Genomic DNA, 16,220 nt, shown 5'->3' with positions numbered 1-16,220 from the left:
GGCCGCCACAGAACCTACTACCCGGCAGTGAACGGCGAACGCCGGCTGCAGGTTGCTGCAGCCGGCGTTCGAAGGGGATGCGGGACTACTCGACGGTGACCGACTTGGCCAGGTTGCGCGGCTTGTCGACGTCGTGGCCGAGGGCGACCGCGGCGTAGTACGCGATGATCTGCAGCGGGATGGTGAGCAGGATCGGGTCGAGCTCCGGCTCGTTCTTCGGTACCTCGATCACCGCGGCGGCGCCGTCCGGGACCTCGACGCCCGGGTGGGTGACGACGTACAGGGGGCCCGAGCGAGCGGCGATCTCGTGCAGGGCGCCGATGTTGCGGTCGAGCAGCTCGTCCTTCGGCACGATCGCGACGCTCGGCACGTCCGGCGAGATGAGCGCGAGCGGGCCGTGCTTCAGCTCGGAGGTCTGGTACGCCTCGGCGTGCCGGTACGAGATCTCCTTCAGCTTCTGGGCGCCTTCGCGGGCGACCGGGTAGCCGCGGGTCCGGCCGACGTAGAAGACGCTCTCGTGCTTGGCCAGCCGGCCGGCGATCTTGGCCAGCTCCTCCTCCTGGTCGACGATCGCCTGGATCTGCTCGGGGATCCGCTTCAGGCCCTCGATCAGCCGGCGGCCGTCGGCGGGGGAGACGTCGCGGATCCGGCCGAGGTGGATGCCGAGCATCGCGAACGCGACGGCCATGTTGGTGAGCGCCTTGGTCGACGCGACCGAGACCTCCGGGCCGGCGTGCAGGTAGACGCCGCCGTCGACCTCGCGGGCGATGCTGGAGCCGACCGCGTTGACCAGCCCGATCACCCGGCCGCCCTTGCGCTTCAGCTCCTGGACCGCGACCAGCGTGTCGAGCGTCTCGCCGGACTGGCTGACCGCGACGTAGAGGGTGTCGCGCTCGACCACCGGGTTGCGGTAGCGGAACTCCGACGCCGGCTCGGCGTCGGCGGGGATCCGGGCCACCTCCTCGATGAACTGGGCGCCCATCTGGCCGGCGTAGTACGCCGAACCGCAGCCGAGGATCTTGACCCGCTTGATCTCCCGGGCCTCCCGAGCGTCCATGTTGAGGCCGCCCAGGTGGACGGTGTGGAAGCGCTCGTCCAGGCGGCCCCGAAGCGCCCGCTGGACGGCCTCCGGCTGCTCGTGGATCTCCTTCATCATGAAGTGCTCGTGCAGGCCGCGCTCGTACTCGTCGGCCTCCCACTCGACCGTCTTGGCGGTCTTGGTGGTCGGGGCGGCGTCCTGGGTGAAGGTGCGGTAGCCGTCGGCCTTGACGGTGGCCATCTCGCCGTCGTCCAGGTAGACGACCTGGCGGGTGTAGCGGATCAGCGCGGCGGCGTCGGAGGCGACGTGCATCTCGCCGTCGCCGATGCCGAGGATCAGCGGGCTGCCGTTGCGGGCGACCACGATCCGGTCGGGGAAGTCCAGGTCGACCACGGCGATGCCGTAGGTGCCCTCGATCCGGCGCAGCGCGGCCATCACCTTCTCCTCGAGGGTGGCGCCGTCGGACTGCTCGATCAGGTGCGCGAGCACCTCGGTGTCGGTCTCGGAGCGCAGCTTGACGCCGGCCTCCTCGAGCTGGCGGCGCAGCGCCCCGGCGTTGTCGAAGATGCCGTTGTGGACGACGGCGATCCGCTCGTTGCCGCTGGCGTGCGGGTGCGCGTTGTCCTTGCTCGGGCCGCCGTGGGTGGCCCAGCGGGTGTGCCCGATGCCGAGCTTGCCGCCGAACCGCTTGGGCAGCGAGGCCTCCAGCTCACGGACCCGGCCGGCGTCCTTGTGCACCTTCAGCTCGCTGGATCCGACGACGGCGACCCCCGCCGAGTCGTAGCCGCGGTACTCCAGCCGGGCCAGGCCGTCCACCAGGATCGGCGCGGCAGGCTTGGTGCCGACGTATCCGACGATTCCGCACATGGGGAGGGGTGTTCCTTTCGTGGGGGTTCTTGACCGGGGTGGTGGGGCGGGGAAGGTATTGAGCTAGCCGTAGACGATCCGGCGCAGTTGCCGGGCGGACAGCTCGGGTGAGCGGACCGGCCAGTGCCGCAGCTCGCTGCCGAGCCGGGCGAAGATCTCGTCGTTGCGGGCGCCGTAGGTCTGCAGCTCGCGGTGCCGGCGCCGGACGTACTGCTCGGTCGTCTCGGTGAAGTAGGCCAGGACGTCGGCGACCACCCGGCGGGCGTCGTCCGGCGTCAGTCCGGTGGTGCGGCTGACCTGGTCAACGAGGTCTTCGCTGGGATCCGCCGCCTCACTCATCACCCGCTCACTCTGCAGCGAAATGAGGTTCATTGGCAAAGATCTGCCCGAATTCGGGCACACTTTACCTGGATCACACACTGTAGCTGAGTCAGAACAAGCGCAGTACGTCGGACTCCATGCCGCGCAGCAGGTCGTAGTCGACGGTGACGCACTCCAGGCCGCGGTCGGTGGCCAGGAACTGGGCCTGCGGCTTGATCAGCTGGGCGGCGAAGATGCCGCGGACCGGGGCCAGCAGCGGGTCGCGGTTGAGCAGTTCGATGTACCGGGTGAGCTGTTCGACGCCGTCGATCTCGCCGCGGCGCTTGATCTCGACGGCGACGTGCTTGCCGTCCGCGTCGCGGCAGAGCAGGTCGACCGGCCCGATCGCGGTCGGGTACTCCCGGCGTACCAGCGTGAACCCCTCGCCGAAGGTGTGCACGTGCTCGGCCAGCAGCTCCTGCAGGTGCGCCTCGACCCCGTCCTTGATCAGCCCCGGGTCCAGCCCCAGCTCGTACGACGAGTCGCTCAGCACCTCCTCGAAGGTGATCCGCAACTCCTCGCCGGCCTTGTTGGTGACGCTCCAGACGCCCTCTTCCTCCGTCAGCTTGCACGGCGGGGACATCCAGTTCAGCGGCTTGTACGACCCGCCGTCGGCGTGGATCAGCACGGACCCGTCCGCCTTCACCATCAGCAGCCGGGGCGCCATCGGAAGATGGGCGGTCAGCCGGCCGGAGTAGTCCACTGAGCAACGAGCAATCACCAGGCGCACGAGAAAGCACCGTAGTCCAATCCGGCCCGCAACCCCATGCCGCCCTGCCGTGCCGGGTGAGAAGCTGTGGTTCATGAAGCCGAAGATCAGCCTGAAGACGCGGTTGGAGTACGACGCGGTCGCCAAGGGACTCGCCGACGAAGGTGTGGTCGAGGGCAGCATGTTCGGCATGCCCTGCCTGAAGATCGAGAAGAAGATGCTGGCCGGCCTGTTCGGCGACGCGATGACCTTCAAACTCCCACCCGGACCCCGCGAGGAAGCCCTGAAACTCCCCGGCGCCGAAGCCTTCGACCCAGGCATGGGCCGCCCGATGAAGGAATGGGTCGTCATCCCCCTCGAACACTCCACCACCTGGCCCCACTACGCCGAACAAGCCCTAGCCTTCGTCCGCCCGTGACCCCGACACACCCCACGGCTCTCCTATGAACCTGATGTGCCCCGCCCGGCTGATCCTGCTGCCGTCCGGCTCCCGGGAGCGGCTGGCCGGCGAGCGGATCGCCGCCGTCTACGCCACGCCAGCGGTGGCGGAGCCAGCCGCCGCGCTGGCGGATGACCTGGGGGTCAGCTTGACGGTCCTGCGCCCACAACATCTGGCCCAGGCGGACGCGACCCAGGCAGAGCAGTGGCCGGTTGAGGACGTCTTGCGGGGGATTGCGGATCAGCATCGAGGGGAGACTGTGGTGGTGATCGCCCCGGAACTCGACCTCAGCATCGACGTACCAGCGGTGATCGAGCACGAAGGCGACGGCTGGTACGTGGTCGCTCCAGGAGGTACGCCGGGATGATCCGCGCCGGCATCGTCCTGCTCACGGGCAACGGAGTCGCCGCGATCGAGCGGGTCCGCGACGGCATGACCTACTACACGCTGCCCGGCGGGGGAGTCGAGGACGGCGAGACCCCGCAGGAGGCGGCCGTCCGCGAGTCCCACGAAGAACTCGGACTGATCGTGCGCGTCGATGGACTCCTCGCGGTGGTCAACTTCCGCGGCAGCACGCAGTACTACTACCGCGCCGAAGTGCTGGGCGGTGAGTTCGGCACCGGTACGGGCGACGAGCTGGCCAGCCCCGCGCACTCGAGAGCGGGCACCTATCGACCCGTCTGGCTCGACCCGAGCCAACTCGCGGTACGAGATGTCAGACCGCCCTCCATCGCGCAAGCCCTGGCAGCCGTCACAGCCCAGGATCGCCTCCTTGACGACTGGACCAGGACCCCGCTGGTGGTCGACGAGGTGTGACCTTGCCAACCGTCGTGACACAGCTCATGTGCGGACCAGTGTGGCGACTGGCACACTTCGAGCCATGGCGCGCGAACTGAAGACGGTCGGAGTGGTGGGTCTCGGCACGATGGGTGCCGGTATCGCGGAGGTGTTCGCCCGGCACGGGCTGAGCGTCGTCGGCGTGGAGCGTGACGAGCAGGCGGTCGAGCGCGGCCGCGGGCACATCCAGCACTCGACCGACCGCGCCGTGAAGCGCGGCAAGCTGTCGCCCGAGGACCAGCAGGCGCTGTTCGACCGGGTCACCTTCGCCACCGAGATCGAGGCGCTGGCCGACTGCGACCTGGTGATCGAGGCCGTGATCGAGCGGCTCGAGCTGAAGCGCGAGATCTTCTCCGCGCTCGACAAGGTGGTCCGCGAGGACGCCATCCTGGCCACCAACACCTCGTCGTTGTCGGTGACCGAGATCTCCGTCGCCACCCAGCGCCCGCGCCGCGTGGTCGGCATGCACTTCTTCAACCCCGCGCCGGTGCAGGAGTTCGTCGAGGTGATCAAGACCGTCGTCACCGAGCCGGACGTGGTCGACGACGTCATCGCGCTGGCCCGCAAGCTGGAGAAGGTTCCCGTCGTCGCGGCCGACCGGGCCGGCTTCATCGCCAACGCGCTGCTGTTCGGGTACCTCAACCACGCGGTCTCGATGGTCGAGTCGCACTACGCCACCCGCGAGGACGTCGACGCGGCGATGCGGCTGGGCTGCGGCTATCCGATGGGTCCGCTGGCGCTGCTCGACCTGATCGGCCTCGACACGGCGTACGAGATCCTCGACACGATGTACAAGCAGGGCCGCAACCGGCTGCACGCGCCGGCCCCGATCCTCAAGCAGATGGTCACCGCCGGGCTGCTCGGCCGCAAGACCGGCCGCGGCTTCTACACCTATGAGTCGCCCGACTCGCCGGTCATCGTCGATGACGACCTGACTCCCTCGGACGAGGGCGGCGCACCGGCGGTCCGGGCGGTCCAGCAGATCGGCGTCGTCGGCTCCGGCACGATGGCGGTCGGCATCATCGAGGTCTGCGCCAAGGCCGGGTACGACGTCTTGTACGTCGCCCGCGGCACCGAAAAGGTCGACCGGGTCCGCGCGGCGCTCGAACGGTCGCTGGAGAAGGGCGTCCAGCGCGGCAAGCTCTCCTCCGAGGAGCGCGACTCGGCCCTGACCCGGATCACCGGTACCGCGAAGCTCGACGACCTCGCCGACGCCGACCTGGTGATCGAGGCGGTGGTCGAGGAGCTCAGCGTCAAGCAGGCGCTGTTCGAGACGTTCGACGAGATCTGCAAGCCGGGCGCCGTCTTGGCGACGACGACCTCGAGCCTGCCGGTGATCGACCTGGCGATGGCGACCAAGCGCCCCGCGGACGTCGTCGGCCTGCACTTCTTCAACCCGGCGCCGGTGATGAAGCTCGTCGAGGTGGTCAGCACGGTGAGCACCTCGCCGGAGGTCGCCGACACGGTCGCCGCCGTGGCAGTTGCCGCAGGCAAGCATCCGGTACGGTGCGGCGACCGGGCCGGCTTCATCGTCAACGGCCTGCTCTTCCCGTACCTGAACGACTCGGTCCGGATGCTCGAAGCGCACTACGCCGGCGTGGACGACATCGACGCCGCCATGAAGCTCGGCTGCCGCCTCCCGATGGGTCCGTTCGAGCTCCTCGACGTAGTCGGCCTGGACGTCTCCCTGGCGATCCAGCGCACCCTCTACCTGGAGTTCCGGGAGCCCGGCTTCGCCCCGGCCCCGCTGCTCGAACACCTCGTCACCGCCGGCTACCTCGGGCGCAAGACGGGCCGCGGATTCCGCGACTACTCCAGCTGACGGATTTACGGCTCCGCGGTGGCGTAGTCGCCGCAGGGGCCGCCGCCGATGGCCTCGGGGATGACTGTTGCGCGGCGGTCGGGGCGTACGAGCGGGTTGTAGAAGCCGGCGATCTCCGTGCTCTCTTCTGAGATGTAGTGGAAGATCAATGACCGCCGGAAGCGATCCGTGCTGGTGTTCGGTCGTGAGCCGTGCACGACGCTGCCGTGGAAGAAGAGCACGTCGCCTGCCTTCATCCGGGTCTGTACCTTGCTCAGCCCCTCGGGGATGGGCACCTCGGCATTGGTGAACGACTCGGTCAGATCAGCCTCCTCCGGGCAGACCAGCTCCACCTCATGGGACCCCGGTACCACCGCCAGCCCGCCGTTGTCCGCGTCCACGTCGTCGATCGCGATCCACGCGGCGAGACACGTCTCCGGATGTGCCCGCAAGAACGTGTTGTCCTGGTGCATCGCCTGGCCCCGCGCGCCCGGCGGCTTGAAGTAGAACATCGACTGAGCCCCCAATGCGGGCCCGATCAGGGTCTCGACCACATCGAGGATCCGCCTGTCGAGCATCCACTCCAACGCCAGCCGCCCGGCTTCCACCTCGGTCCGTCGATGCGGATGAACGAACCGTGGGTACTGCGCGAGCGGGTCCTCCGCGGGCACTCCGTCGTCGATCGCCAGCGAGTGGTCCACGGCGACCTGCTCCATGTAGGCAGCCTTGATCTGCTCGACTTCGGCCGGACTGAGCACGCCCGGGACCTGGACGATCCCGTCCCGCGCGTACACCTCTGCAACTGTGCTGGTCATGTCTCCAGCATCCTGGAGACAGCGTCCGCGGAGGATACCCTATCGAACTGTGAACCTTCGAGATCCTGCTACAGCGGACTCCTTCACCCCGACCGTGCGCCGGCTGATGGCCGGCGAATTCGACGAAGGCCCGGCCTACGCCACGTACCGCCGACGCGGTACGACGGACTGGCTCCTGATCCACACCCTCGATGGTCAAGGCAGCTTCGGCAGCGGCATTCACGCCGGTCCCGGCATCACCACCCTCATCCGCCCAGGCACCCTCCAGGACTACAGCACCACAGACGACCGCTGGCATTTCCTCTTCGCCCACTTCCATCCACGTCCCGACTGGCTCCCGCTGCTCGAGTGGCCATCAGTTGCCCCCGGCATCCTTCAACTCCACCCGAGCCCAGCCGCCGCGGACCGAATCACCCACGCCCTGTCCGACGCGGTCCGCCACCAGAACAGCGTCCTCACCCAAGGCGAACTCCTCAGCGTCAACGCCCTCGAAGCAGCCCTCCTCTGGTGCGACACCCAGAACCCCAAGGCAGCCCAGATCGACGACCGTCTGCTCCGAGCCATCGAGTACATCGACCGCAACCTCCGCGCCGACCTCTCCCTCGCCGTCCTGGCCCGGGAGAGCACCCTCTCCGTCTCTCGCTTCGCCCACCTCTTCCGCACCCAACTCGCCACCACCCCTCAACAGTTCGTAGAACGCCGCCGCCTGGACACCGCGGCCCGCCTCCTGGAACTGACCTCCCGCCCCATCGCCGCCATCGCCACCGAGGTCGGCTTCCCCGACCCCCTCTACTTCTCCACCCGCTTCCGCCACCACACCGGCCACAGCCCCACCCACTACCGACGGCAGTTGGGCTCTACGCTGCTGCCATGACTGCTCGTTCAGCCTTGGCCGTTGGTACCGCCCTCGCCGTCATCGCGCTCTCCGCCTGTGCTCCCGAAGACGACTCCGCGGGTCCTGCGGCCGCGCCGTCCTCGGCTGATGCCTGTAGCAAGGACAAACTGGCGCTGAAGACCGCCGGGACGTTCTCGGCCGGCACCGACAAGCCGGCGTACGAGCCGTGGTTCTCGGGCGACGACCCGGCCAACGGCAAGGGGTACGAATCGGCCGTCACCTACGCGGTGGCGAAGAAGCTCGGCTTCGAGGCGAGCGAGGTGAAGTGGCAGACGGTCCAGTTCAACGCCGCCTTCGCGCCCGGACCGAAGAAGTTCGACGTGGATGTCAACCAGGTGTCGATCTCGGCCGACCGGGCCAAGGCCGTCGACTTCTCGACCGGGTACTACGACGTCCGGCAGACGGTGATCACGACGGCGGGCAGCAAGATCGCCGGTGCCACGTCGATCGCCCAGCTGGTCGACGCGAAGCTCGGCGCACAGGTCGGGACGACGAGCTACACCTCGCTGCGGGACGTGATCAAGCCGAAGCAGAAGCCGGCCGTCTACGACTCCAACGATTTGGCCGTGCAGGCGCTGAAGAACAAGCAGATCGACGGCATCGTGGTCGACCTGCCGACCGGCTTCTACATGACCGCCGCCCAACTCGACGACGGCAAGATCGTCGGCCAGCTCCCGGCGACGGACAAGCCCGAACAGTTCGGCTTCGTACTGGCGAAGGGCTCGAAGCTCACCCCGTGCGTCTCGCAGGCGGTCGACGCCCTCCGCGCCGACGGAACGCTGGCAGCCCTGCAAAAGCAGTGGCTGACCGCGGAAGGCGCCCCCGAACTCTCGTGAGCCGAGAGCCAGGGACGACCGGCGGCACGGCGGAGCCTGACGGCCCCGCGGCGGGCGGGTGGAGGCCGTCTGCGGTGCAGGTGGAGCGGTTGGCTTATCGGCGGCGGCAGACCGTTCGCTCCGGTGCCATCGCCGGGATCAGCACCGTGGTGGTGTTGGTGCTGGTTGTTTTCGGGGTCGGGTCGACGCCGGGGTGGCCGCGGGTGCGGGCGACCTTTTTCGACTTCCATCGTGGCTGGGAGGCGTTGCCGGTCGTTGCGCAGGGGTTGTGGCTGAACGTCCGGGTGATGCTCGTCTGCGCTGTGCTGATCGTCGTCTTCGGACTGACGCTGGCGATCATGCGGACGCTGCGCGGGCCGATCTTCTTCCCGTTCCGGATCTTCGCGGCCGCCTACACGGACATCTTCCGCGGCCTGCCTCTGCTGCTGGTGATCTTCCTGCTCGGCTTCGGCGTACCGGCGCTGCAGTTGCGTGGTTTGCCCAACCAGGCGGTCATCTGGGGTGGCGCCGCGCTGGTGCTCACCTACTCGTCATACGTCGCCGAGGTCTTCCGCGCGGGCATCGAGTCGATCCATCCGTCCCAGCGGGCCGCGGCACGCTCTCTCGGGTTGTCGCACCAGCAGACGCTGCGCTTCGTAGTACTGCCTCAAGCCGTACGCCGGGTGCTCCCGCCCCTGCTCAACGACTTCGTCTCGCTGCAGAAGGACTCCGGGCTGATCGCGGTCCTGGGCGTCATCGACGCGATCCGCGCGGCCCAGCTGGAGACGGCCGAGGACTTCAACTTCACCCCGTACGTCGTCGCCGGCCTGCTGTTCGTCGCCCTGACGATCCCGCTGACCCGGTTGACTGACTTCATCGCCCGACGGCAAGGCTGGTACGGCGCCGGGGGAGGTGTGGTGTGAGCCTGCTGTCCATCCACAAGGTGCGGAAGTCCTTCGGCAGCAACCTCGTGCTGGACGACTTCAGCCTGGACGTCGAGGCCGGGGAGTGCGTCGTCCTGATCGGCGCCTCCGGTTCCGGCAAGTCGACCCTGCTGCGCTGCGTGAACCTGCTGGAGACCGTCGACGACGGGGTGATCGAGCTCGACGGCGCCGACATCACCGACCCGCGGATCGACACCGACAAGGTCCGTTCCGGCATCGGCATCGTCTTCCAGTCCTACAACCTCTTCCCGCACCTGTCGGTACTGGACAACGTGACGCTGGCCCCGATCCGCGTCCATCGCGTACCCCGCGACCTCGCCCGCACCCAGGCCTTGCGGATGCTCGACCGGGTTGGCCTGGCCGACAAGGCCTCGGCCAAACCCGACGAACTCTCCGGCGGCCAGCAGCAACGCGCCGCCATCGCCCGGGCCCTGGTCAACTCACCCAAGCTGATGCTGCTCGACGAGGTCACCTCAGCCCTCGACCCCGAACTGGTCGGCGAGGTCCTCGATCTCCTCCGCGAACTGAGCTCCGAGGGCATGACAATGCTCATCTGCACCCACGAAATGACCTTCGCCCGCCAGGTCGCCGACAAGGTGTGCTTCCTCGACAACGGCCGCCCACTCGAGGTCGGACCCCCGGCGGAGGTCCTGGAGAGCCCCCGCGAACCCCGCACCCAGGAATTCCTCCGCCGCATCCGGCTGTAAGTCAGCCGAGTGGGTTGAGTTCCTCGAAGTCGGCGGCTTCCATGACTCGGCGGACGCCGATTGGTTGCTGGATGGGGATGCCGCCGGGGCCGGGGACCTGGGAGACGAGGGCGGCGATCTCCAGGGCGCGGTCGAGGGACTCGACGTCGACCATCTGGAAGCCGGCCAGCATCTCCTTGGACTCCACGAACGGGCCGTCGGTGATGACCGGCGCGGCCTTGCCGTCGGAGATCACCGTCTTGGCCTCGTCGGGCCAGCTGAGGGCGAGGTGTTCGACCAGCTCGCCACTGGCCCGGAGCTCGTCGTTGAGCGCCGTGTAGTACGCCATGTGCGCCTTGACGTCCTCGGGCGCCCACTCGGTCATCGGCGTGTCGATCACGCCGGGCTGGTAGTCCACGATCAGCAGGAACTTCGTCATCTCGAACAACTCCTATCGATTCAGGTGCCGCTTACCCCCAGGGACGAAGCCGGCGCCCGGTTCTCTACATCAGCGCGACGACAAATACGTGAGGACTGCCATCACCCGCCGGTTGTCGTCCTCCGACGGGGGCAGGTCGAGCTTGGAGAAGATGTTGTTGGTGTGTTTCGAGACGGCCTTCTCGGTGACGAACAGCGCCGCCGCGATCGCCGCGTTGGACCGCCCCTCGGCCATCAGCCCCAGTACTTCGGACTCGCGCGGCGTGAGTCGCCCGATCGGCTCGTCGCGGGTGTTGCGCGCCAGGAGCTGCCCGATCACGTCCGGGTCCATCGCGGTACCGCCGCCCGCGACCCGGCGTACCGAGTCGAGGAAGTCGGCCACGTTCGAGACCCGGTCCTTGAGCAGATAGCCGACCGCGCCGCCGCCCCCGGTGAGGAGCTCGCGGGCGTAGAGCTGTTCGACGTACTGCGAGAGCACCAGGACGGGCAGCCCCGGTACCTGCCGGCGCGCCTCGATGGCTGCCTTCAACCCCTCGTCGGTGAAGGTCGGGGGCAGCCGGACGTCGACGACGGCCACGTCCGGCCGGTGCTCGACGAGCGCCGGGACCAGCCGGGGGCCGTTGTCGACTGCCTCCAGTACTTCGAAGTCGTGGGCTTCCAGCAGCCGGATCAGGCCATCCCGGAGGAGGGCGTGATCTTCAGCGATGACGACTCGCAAGGCAACTCCATGATCACGGTGGTCGGCCCGCCGGTCGGGCTGGCCACGGTCAACGTACCGTCGAAGGCGGCCAACCGCCGCTCGATCCCGTACAAACCGCCGCCGGGCCGTACCGTCGCGCCACCCACGCCGTCGTCGCCGACCAGGATGTGCAGCCGCTCGTACTCGTGGCTGAGCTGCACCCACGCGGTCGTCGCCGCCGCGTGTTTGAGCGCGTTGGCCAGTGCCTCGGCGACAGCGAAGTACGCCGCGGACTCCACCGGCGCCGGCGGCCGGCCGGGCAGGTCGATCGTCACGTCGACCTTGAACGGCATGCTCAGGGCAAGCGCCTTGACCGCGCCTTCGAGGCCTCGGTCGGCCAGCACCGGCGGGTGGATGCCACGGACCAGATCGCGCAGCTCGGAGAGCGCAGTACTGGCGGACTCGCGGGCCTCGGTGAGCAGGGCGGCCGCCTGGGCGGGGTCGCGGGCGACCATCTCCTCGGCCATACCAAGGTTCATGCTCAGCGCCGCGAGCCGGGCCTGCGCGCCGTCATGCAGATCGCGCTCGATCCGGCGCAGCTCGGCCGCCTGGGTGTCGACGGTCTCGGCGCGCGACTCGGCCAGCGCACGGACCCGGATCGCCAGTTGCGCGCTCTCGGTCGGGCCGAGCAGCGACTTGCCGAGGTAGGCGCTCGCCTTGAGCAGCCGCTCACCCGCGCCGAGCCAGATCATGAACGCGATCAGGCCGAAGGGGATCATCACGAAGCTGGTCGCCACGTTGACGCTGAACAGCCCGCCGAAGGGCTCGGTGAAGACGCCGTCGGGCGTCACCCAGACCAGGAACGGGTAGATCAGGTAGAAGATCGAGGCCAGGAACAGGACGGCCGACAGCAGGTTCAGGGTGAAGCCGACCACCGCGTTCACCAGCAGCCAGGCGATGTCGCGCCAGGTCGCCGGATCGCTCAGCGTCGTCCGCAGCCACATCAGCAAGCCCTTCATCGGGGGCTTCTTGTACGGCCTGGCGATCGGCTGGCCGAGGATGCCGCCGTAGATCACCCGGTGACAGTTCGCGAACCAGCGGGCGCACGGCACGAAGACCAGCAGCAGCGGGATGCCGACCCAGACCGCGATCAGCGGCACCGCCACCACGTTGAGAACGAAGAACGCGATCCCGATCTCGGCCAGGATCGCCAGCCCGAGCGCGACGAAGGGCTGAGCGAGCGCCGGGAACCGGATCGGCACCCTCGGCGCCTGCTGTGTGATCGTCATACCGACCATCATGACGGAGAGCCAGGCCGGGCTCAGTGGTGTTAGCTCCACCGTCGGGTGGGCGGTGGCACCCCGGCGTACTGAGGTAGTAGCACTCATGCTTTCGGATGGTTCGCGGCACAGGCTGGTTGCACTACGCTGGCCCGCGGCTGAACGCCTAGGCCTCCCCACCGCTCTGAGATGAGGACTCAATGGCTCAGCCCATTGCGCTTGCCCCTACCCGCGAACGAACAGCCACCAAGGGCAGCGACTTCGCGCCGTTGCTTCGCGAGGTGAAGGAAGCCGGGCTGCTCGACCGCCGGACCGCCTCCTACGTGATCGCGATCACCTTGAACGTGGCGCTGATGGCGGCGACGTGGGCCGGAGTCATCCTGCTCGGCAACTCCTGGCTGCAGTTGCTGCTCGCGATCCCGCTGGCGATCTTCACCACCCGCGCGGCCTTCTTCGGCCACGACGCCGGCCACCAGCAGGTCGGCAGCTCGCGCAAGCTGCACGACGTCCTCGGCATGCTGCACGGCAACTTCGTCTGCGGGATGTCGTACGGCTGGTGGAACGACAAGCACAACCGGCACCACGCCAACCCGAACCACACCGACAAGGACCCCGACGTCGGCGAGGGCGTGCTGGTCTGGACGCTGGAGCAGGCCGAGGGCCGTACCGGCCTGTACGGCTGGCTGACCCGGCACCAGGCCAAGATCTTCTTCCCGCTGCTCACCCTCGAAGGCCTCAACCTCAAGGTCTCCAGCGTGCTGTTCCTCTGGAGCCGCCGCGATCGTCGTGAGGCGCGCATCGAGCTCGGCCTGATGGCCGCTCATCTCACCCTGTACTTCGGTGCGCTCTTCCTCATCATGTCGCCCGGCAAGGCCGTCGCCTTCGCTGCCTTGCACCACGCGCTCTTCGGCCTGCACCTGGGCAGCGTCTTCGCCCCGAACCACAAGGGCATGGAGATGCCCGACGCCGACACCAACTGGGGCCACCTGGAGAAGCAGGTGCTGACGTCGCGCAACGTGAAGGGTGGCCTCGTCACCGACTGGCTGATGGGCGGCCTCAACTACCAGATCGAGCACCACCTGTTCCCGAGCATGCCGCGCGCCAACCTCCGCTTCGCCCAGCCGCTGGTCGAGGCGTACTGCGCGAAAGTCGGCATGCCGTACCTGAACACGGGCGTCGTCGAGTCGTACCGGATGGGCCTCGGCCACATGCACGAGGTCGGCAGCGAACTGCGGGACCAGAACAAAGCAGTCTGAGCGGTTGCCGCGGCCGCCACAGCCGTCCCCGCTTGGGGTGTCGACGACCAGCGACCAGGGGCGGTACGGCCGCCGACTCTCGATCGCGACGACCGGCACATCGTGAACCGGCTCTCCTCGGAGCGGGCGCTGCGGCATCTCGAGGTGCTGTCCGAGGAGATCGGCCCGCGGATCGGCGGTACCGCCGGCGAGAAGCGCGCCGCCGACTACCTGGCCGGGCAGTTGCGCAGCTACGGCTACGAGACGCGATACGAACCGTTCCCGGTCGCGGACAAGTTCCTCGCCCAGATCGGTGATCCGCGCAACCTTCTGCCCGACGACCTGTGCTGGCAAGCCGGCGCGGCTCCCGGCGGCAAGCTGGATGTCACCGTGACGGGTCCGGCCCGCGATGTGGGGCCGGCGACTGCGCCTGTCTGGCCGGCCGATGTCGCCGGCGCAGTGGTGCTTGCCGATGACAACGCAGCGGCGCGAGCGGGATTCGTCGCGGAGGCGGCCACTCGCGGGGCGGTCGCCGTCGTACTGCTACCGGCCGACCAGGTGTTTCCCCGCCGTGCGTCGGCCTTCTCGCCTGCCGGGCTGACTGGTGCTTCGTTGCCGGTCGTCGGAGTTGCCCAGGTGCAGAAGCGGTTGCTGCGCGAGGCGTTGGCCGTGGTCGCTTCGTTGCCATTGACAATCAGTACCGCGGCGCATCGCGGGCTGATCTCGAACAACGTGATCGGCGAGCGGGCCGGCAACGGCGCCGGCTCGCCGATCGTGATGGTGAGCGGGCACTACGACTCGGTGATCGGCGCGCCCGGGGCCAACGACGACGGGTCGGGGACCGCGCTGACGCTGGAGATCGCGCGGGTGCTGAGCAAGTACCCGACCGAGGCGACGCTGCGGTTCGCGTTCTGGGGTTCGGAGGAGCAGGGCATCCTCGGATCGCGCCATCACGTGAAGCAGTTGACGCAGGATCAGCGGGATCGGTACCGGGCCGTCTTCCAGAACGACATGGTGGCGACCAGTTGGGACCCCGCGATCGTCTACTGGCTGCTCTCCTTCGACGGCCTCGCGAACGCGGCGACGACCGCGGTACGAGCGTCAGGCCAGCGCCTCGGCTACGACCCGCAACTGGTAGGCCCGGTACTCCGAGGCTCCAGCGACCACCAGTCGTTCCAGGAGGTGGGAATCGCCGCCGCCAACTTCTCCTGGCGGGGCGAACTGACCCCGGCATCCCTCGAACCGCCCTACCACTCGCCCGAGGACACCATCGCCAAGAACGTCTCCCTGGAACGCCTCCAGGTGTCGATGGAACTCATCGGCACGGCCGCCTACGCCTTGGCCCGCCGGCCCTAGAGGTCGACTACTACTTTGCCGGTTGCTTGACCCTGCTCGACGAGGGTGTGGGCTTCGGCGATCGTGTCCAGCGTGAAGTCGCCGTCGTGCAAGCGCGGGCGCAGGAGCCCGCGCTCTGCCAGGACGGCGGCTTCGCGGAGGATCTCTCCGTGGTGCGCGCGGTCTTCGCCGGTGAGCAGCGGGTGGAGGGTGAAGACGCCTGAATAGGTGCCGGACCGGAATGAAAGCGGTGCGAGCGAATGGGTGCCCCACCCGAGCGCGCTCACCACGTGCCCGTCGTACCGCTTGGCGGCCTTGAAGCTGTTGTCGAGCACTTCACCGCCAACGGTGTCGAAGACGATGTCGAACCCAGCGCCAGCGGTGTACTTGCCCACGTACTCCTCGATGCTGCTCGTCGTGTAGTCGATCGCGGTCGCGCCGAGCTCTTCGATGACCCGCAAACTGGCAGGCGAGCCGGTCGCGAACACCTCGGCCCCAACAGCCTTGGCCAACTGAATCGCCACCTGCCCGACGCCACCCGCGCCACCGTGGATCAGCACTCTCTGCCCCTCGCGAATCTTCGCCTGATCCACGAGCGCCTCCCACGCCGTGATGAAGACAAGCGGCAACGCAGCCGCCTCCCGAAAACTGAGCCCGGCCGGCTTCCGCGCCAGCAGCCGCGCATCCACCGCAACAAACTCAGCTAGCGTCCCCTGCCGCTCACCCACCCCACCAACCAACCCAAACACCTCATCCCCAACAGCAAATCCACCCCAAGCGCCGCCCACCCCATCCGGGCCGGCCACGCCGCGCGGGGTGGCCAGTTCTGGGCCGATGGCTTCGACTACTCCCGCGGCGTCCAGGCCGAGGATGGCTGGGAGGTGGGTTTGGGCGTGGGCTGCTTTGCCGGTCCGGATCTTGGTGTCGAGCGGGTTCACTCCGCTGGCGATGATCCGGACCAGCACCTCGCCCGGGCCCGGTGTGGGCTTGGCGACATCTCGTAGTATCAGGGGAGTGCCGAACTGCTCCAGCACCAGTGCGCGCAT

The 16,220-nt window shown here is 68.3% G+C and carries 18 protein-coding genes; 10 read left to right on the top strand and 8 right to left on the bottom strand.

Going from position 1 to position 16,220, the window contains the following annotated elements:
• Window positions 1–85: 85 nt before the first annotated feature.
• The 3 genes from glmS to nucS form a co-directional block, all read right to left on the bottom strand.
• Window positions 86–1,906 carry a glutamine--fructose-6-phosphate transaminase (isomerizing) gene (gene glmS / locus ACIA12_RS38350; protein ID WP_396372375.1) on the bottom strand — a complete coding sequence of 607 codons (1,821 nt, stop codon included), beginning with the start codon at window positions 1,904–1,906 and terminating at the stop codon, window positions 86–88.
• A 63-nt stretch (window positions 1,907–1,969) separates the two neighbouring features.
• Window positions 1,970–2,245, bottom strand: coding sequence for a hypothetical protein (locus ACIA12_RS38345; RefSeq protein ID WP_328335311.1), 276 nt, complete (start codon window positions 2,243–2,245; stop codon window positions 1,970–1,972).
• Between the two features lie 91 nt (window positions 2,246–2,336).
• Window positions 2,337–2,996, bottom strand: coding sequence for an endonuclease NucS (gene nucS / locus ACIA12_RS38340; protein ID WP_396372374.1), 660 nt, complete (start codon window positions 2,994–2,996; stop codon window positions 2,337–2,339).
• A 73-nt stretch (window positions 2,997–3,069) separates the two neighbouring features.
• Between nucS and ACIA12_RS38335 the strand changes: the two genes are divergently transcribed.
• The 4 genes from ACIA12_RS38335 (at window position 3,070) to ACIA12_RS38320 (ending at window position 6,073) form a co-directional block, all read left to right on the top strand.
• The gene (locus ACIA12_RS38335) at window positions 3,070–3,393 is read left to right on the top strand and encodes a hypothetical protein (RefSeq protein WP_396372373.1); all 324 of its coding nucleotides are present in this window, start codon (window positions 3,070–3,072) and stop codon (window positions 3,391–3,393) included.
• Window positions 3,394–3,418: 25 nt separating this feature from the next.
• Window positions 3,419–3,781, top strand: a complete 363-nt coding sequence (locus tag ACIA12_RS38330; protein ID WP_396372372.1) for a hypothetical protein — start codon at window positions 3,419–3,421, stop codon at window positions 3,779–3,781.
• Complete coding sequence (locus ACIA12_RS38325) at window positions 3,778–4,230, top strand: NUDIX domain-containing protein (RefSeq protein WP_396372371.1); 453 nt, start codon at window positions 3,778–3,780, stop codon at window positions 4,228–4,230. The genes ACIA12_RS38330 and ACIA12_RS38325 overlap by 4 nt, the downstream gene beginning before the upstream one ends.
• Before the next feature lie 64 nt (window positions 4,231–4,294).
• Window positions 4,295–6,073, top strand: coding sequence for a 3-hydroxyacyl-CoA dehydrogenase family protein (locus ACIA12_RS38320; RefSeq protein WP_396372370.1), 1,779 nt, complete (start codon window positions 4,295–4,297; stop codon window positions 6,071–6,073).
• Window positions 6,074–6,078: 5 nt separating this feature from the next.
• On the opposite strand, the gene ACIA12_RS38315 is transcribed toward ACIA12_RS38320, so the two are convergent.
• Window positions 6,079–6,867 (bottom strand): phytanoyl-CoA dioxygenase family protein, encoded by a 789-nt coding sequence (locus tag ACIA12_RS38315; RefSeq protein ID WP_396372369.1) that lies wholly within the window; start codon window positions 6,865–6,867, stop codon window positions 6,079–6,081.
• Window positions 6,868–6,916: 49 nt separating this feature from the next.
• On the opposite strand from ACIA12_RS38315, the gene ACIA12_RS38310 reads away from it, so the two are divergent.
• The 4 genes from ACIA12_RS38310 to ACIA12_RS38295 all read left to right on the top strand — a co-directional run bounded on the left by ACIA12_RS38310 (window position 6,917) and on the right by ACIA12_RS38295 (window position 10,228).
• Window positions 6,917–7,741 carry a helix-turn-helix domain-containing protein gene (locus ACIA12_RS38310; RefSeq protein WP_396372368.1) on the top strand — a complete coding sequence of 275 codons (825 nt, stop codon included), beginning with the start codon at window positions 6,917–6,919 and terminating at the stop codon, window positions 7,739–7,741.
• Entirely contained in the window at window positions 7,738–8,598 is an 861-nt protein-coding gene (locus tag ACIA12_RS38305) for an ABC transporter substrate-binding protein (protein ID WP_396372367.1), read from the top strand. The genes ACIA12_RS38310 and ACIA12_RS38305 overlap by 4 nt, the downstream gene beginning before the upstream one ends.
• 74 nt (window positions 8,599–8,672) lie before the next feature.
• On the top strand, window positions 8,673–9,500 hold the full coding sequence (locus ACIA12_RS38300; RefSeq protein ID WP_396372366.1) for an amino acid ABC transporter permease: 828 nt from the start codon (window positions 8,673–8,675) through the stop codon (window positions 9,498–9,500).
• Window positions 9,497–10,228, top strand: coding sequence for an amino acid ABC transporter ATP-binding protein (locus tag ACIA12_RS38295; RefSeq protein WP_396372365.1), 732 nt, complete (start codon window positions 9,497–9,499; stop codon window positions 10,226–10,228). Before ACIA12_RS38300 ends, ACIA12_RS38295 begins: the two co-directional genes overlap by 4 nt.
• A gap of 1 nt (window position 10,229) precedes the next feature.
• Here ACIA12_RS38295 and ACIA12_RS38290 read toward each other — a convergent pair whose 3' ends face one another.
• From ACIA12_RS38290 to ACIA12_RS38280, 3 genes are all read right to left on the bottom strand, one after another.
• Entirely contained in the window at window positions 10,230–10,646 is a 417-nt protein-coding gene (locus tag ACIA12_RS38290; RefSeq protein WP_396372364.1) for a YciI family protein, read from the bottom strand.
• A gap of 69 nt (window positions 10,647–10,715) precedes the next feature.
• On the bottom strand, window positions 10,716–11,363 hold the full coding sequence (locus tag ACIA12_RS38285) for a response regulator (protein ID WP_396372363.1): 648 nt from the start codon (window positions 11,361–11,363) through the stop codon (window positions 10,716–10,718).
• Window positions 11,315–12,613 (bottom strand): sensor histidine kinase, encoded by a 1,299-nt coding sequence (locus ACIA12_RS38280; RefSeq protein ID WP_396372362.1) that lies wholly within the window; start codon window positions 12,611–12,613, stop codon window positions 11,315–11,317. Before ACIA12_RS38280 ends, ACIA12_RS38285 begins: the two co-directional genes overlap by 49 nt.
• 191 nt (window positions 12,614–12,804) lie before the next feature.
• Between ACIA12_RS38280 and ACIA12_RS38275 the strand changes: the two genes are divergently transcribed.
• Entirely contained in the window at window positions 12,805–13,860 is a 1,056-nt protein-coding gene (locus ACIA12_RS38275; RefSeq protein ID WP_396372361.1) for a fatty acid desaturase family protein, read from the top strand.
• 102 nt (window positions 13,861–13,962) lie between these two features.
• Window positions 13,963–15,195: a M20/M25/M40 family metallo-hydrolase gene (locus ACIA12_RS38270; protein WP_396372360.1), complete on the top strand. Its 1,233-nt coding sequence runs from the start codon at window positions 13,963–13,965 to the stop codon at window positions 15,193–15,195.
• Here ACIA12_RS38270 and ACIA12_RS38265 read toward each other — a convergent pair.
• On the bottom strand, window positions 15,192–16,220 hold the full coding sequence (locus ACIA12_RS38265) for a zinc-dependent alcohol dehydrogenase family protein (protein WP_396372359.1): 1,029 nt from the start codon (window positions 16,218–16,220) through the stop codon (window positions 15,192–15,194). The genes ACIA12_RS38270 and ACIA12_RS38265 overlap by 4 nt on opposite strands.

It is taken from the genome of Kribbella sp. NPDC051620, from assembly GCF_044453825.1.
Taxonomy (GTDB): Bacteria; Actinomycetota; Actinomycetes; order Propionibacteriales; family Kribbellaceae; genus Kribbella.
Note: the sequence above shows the minus strand (reverse complement) of the source record. Positions and strands in the feature narration are given on the sequence as shown.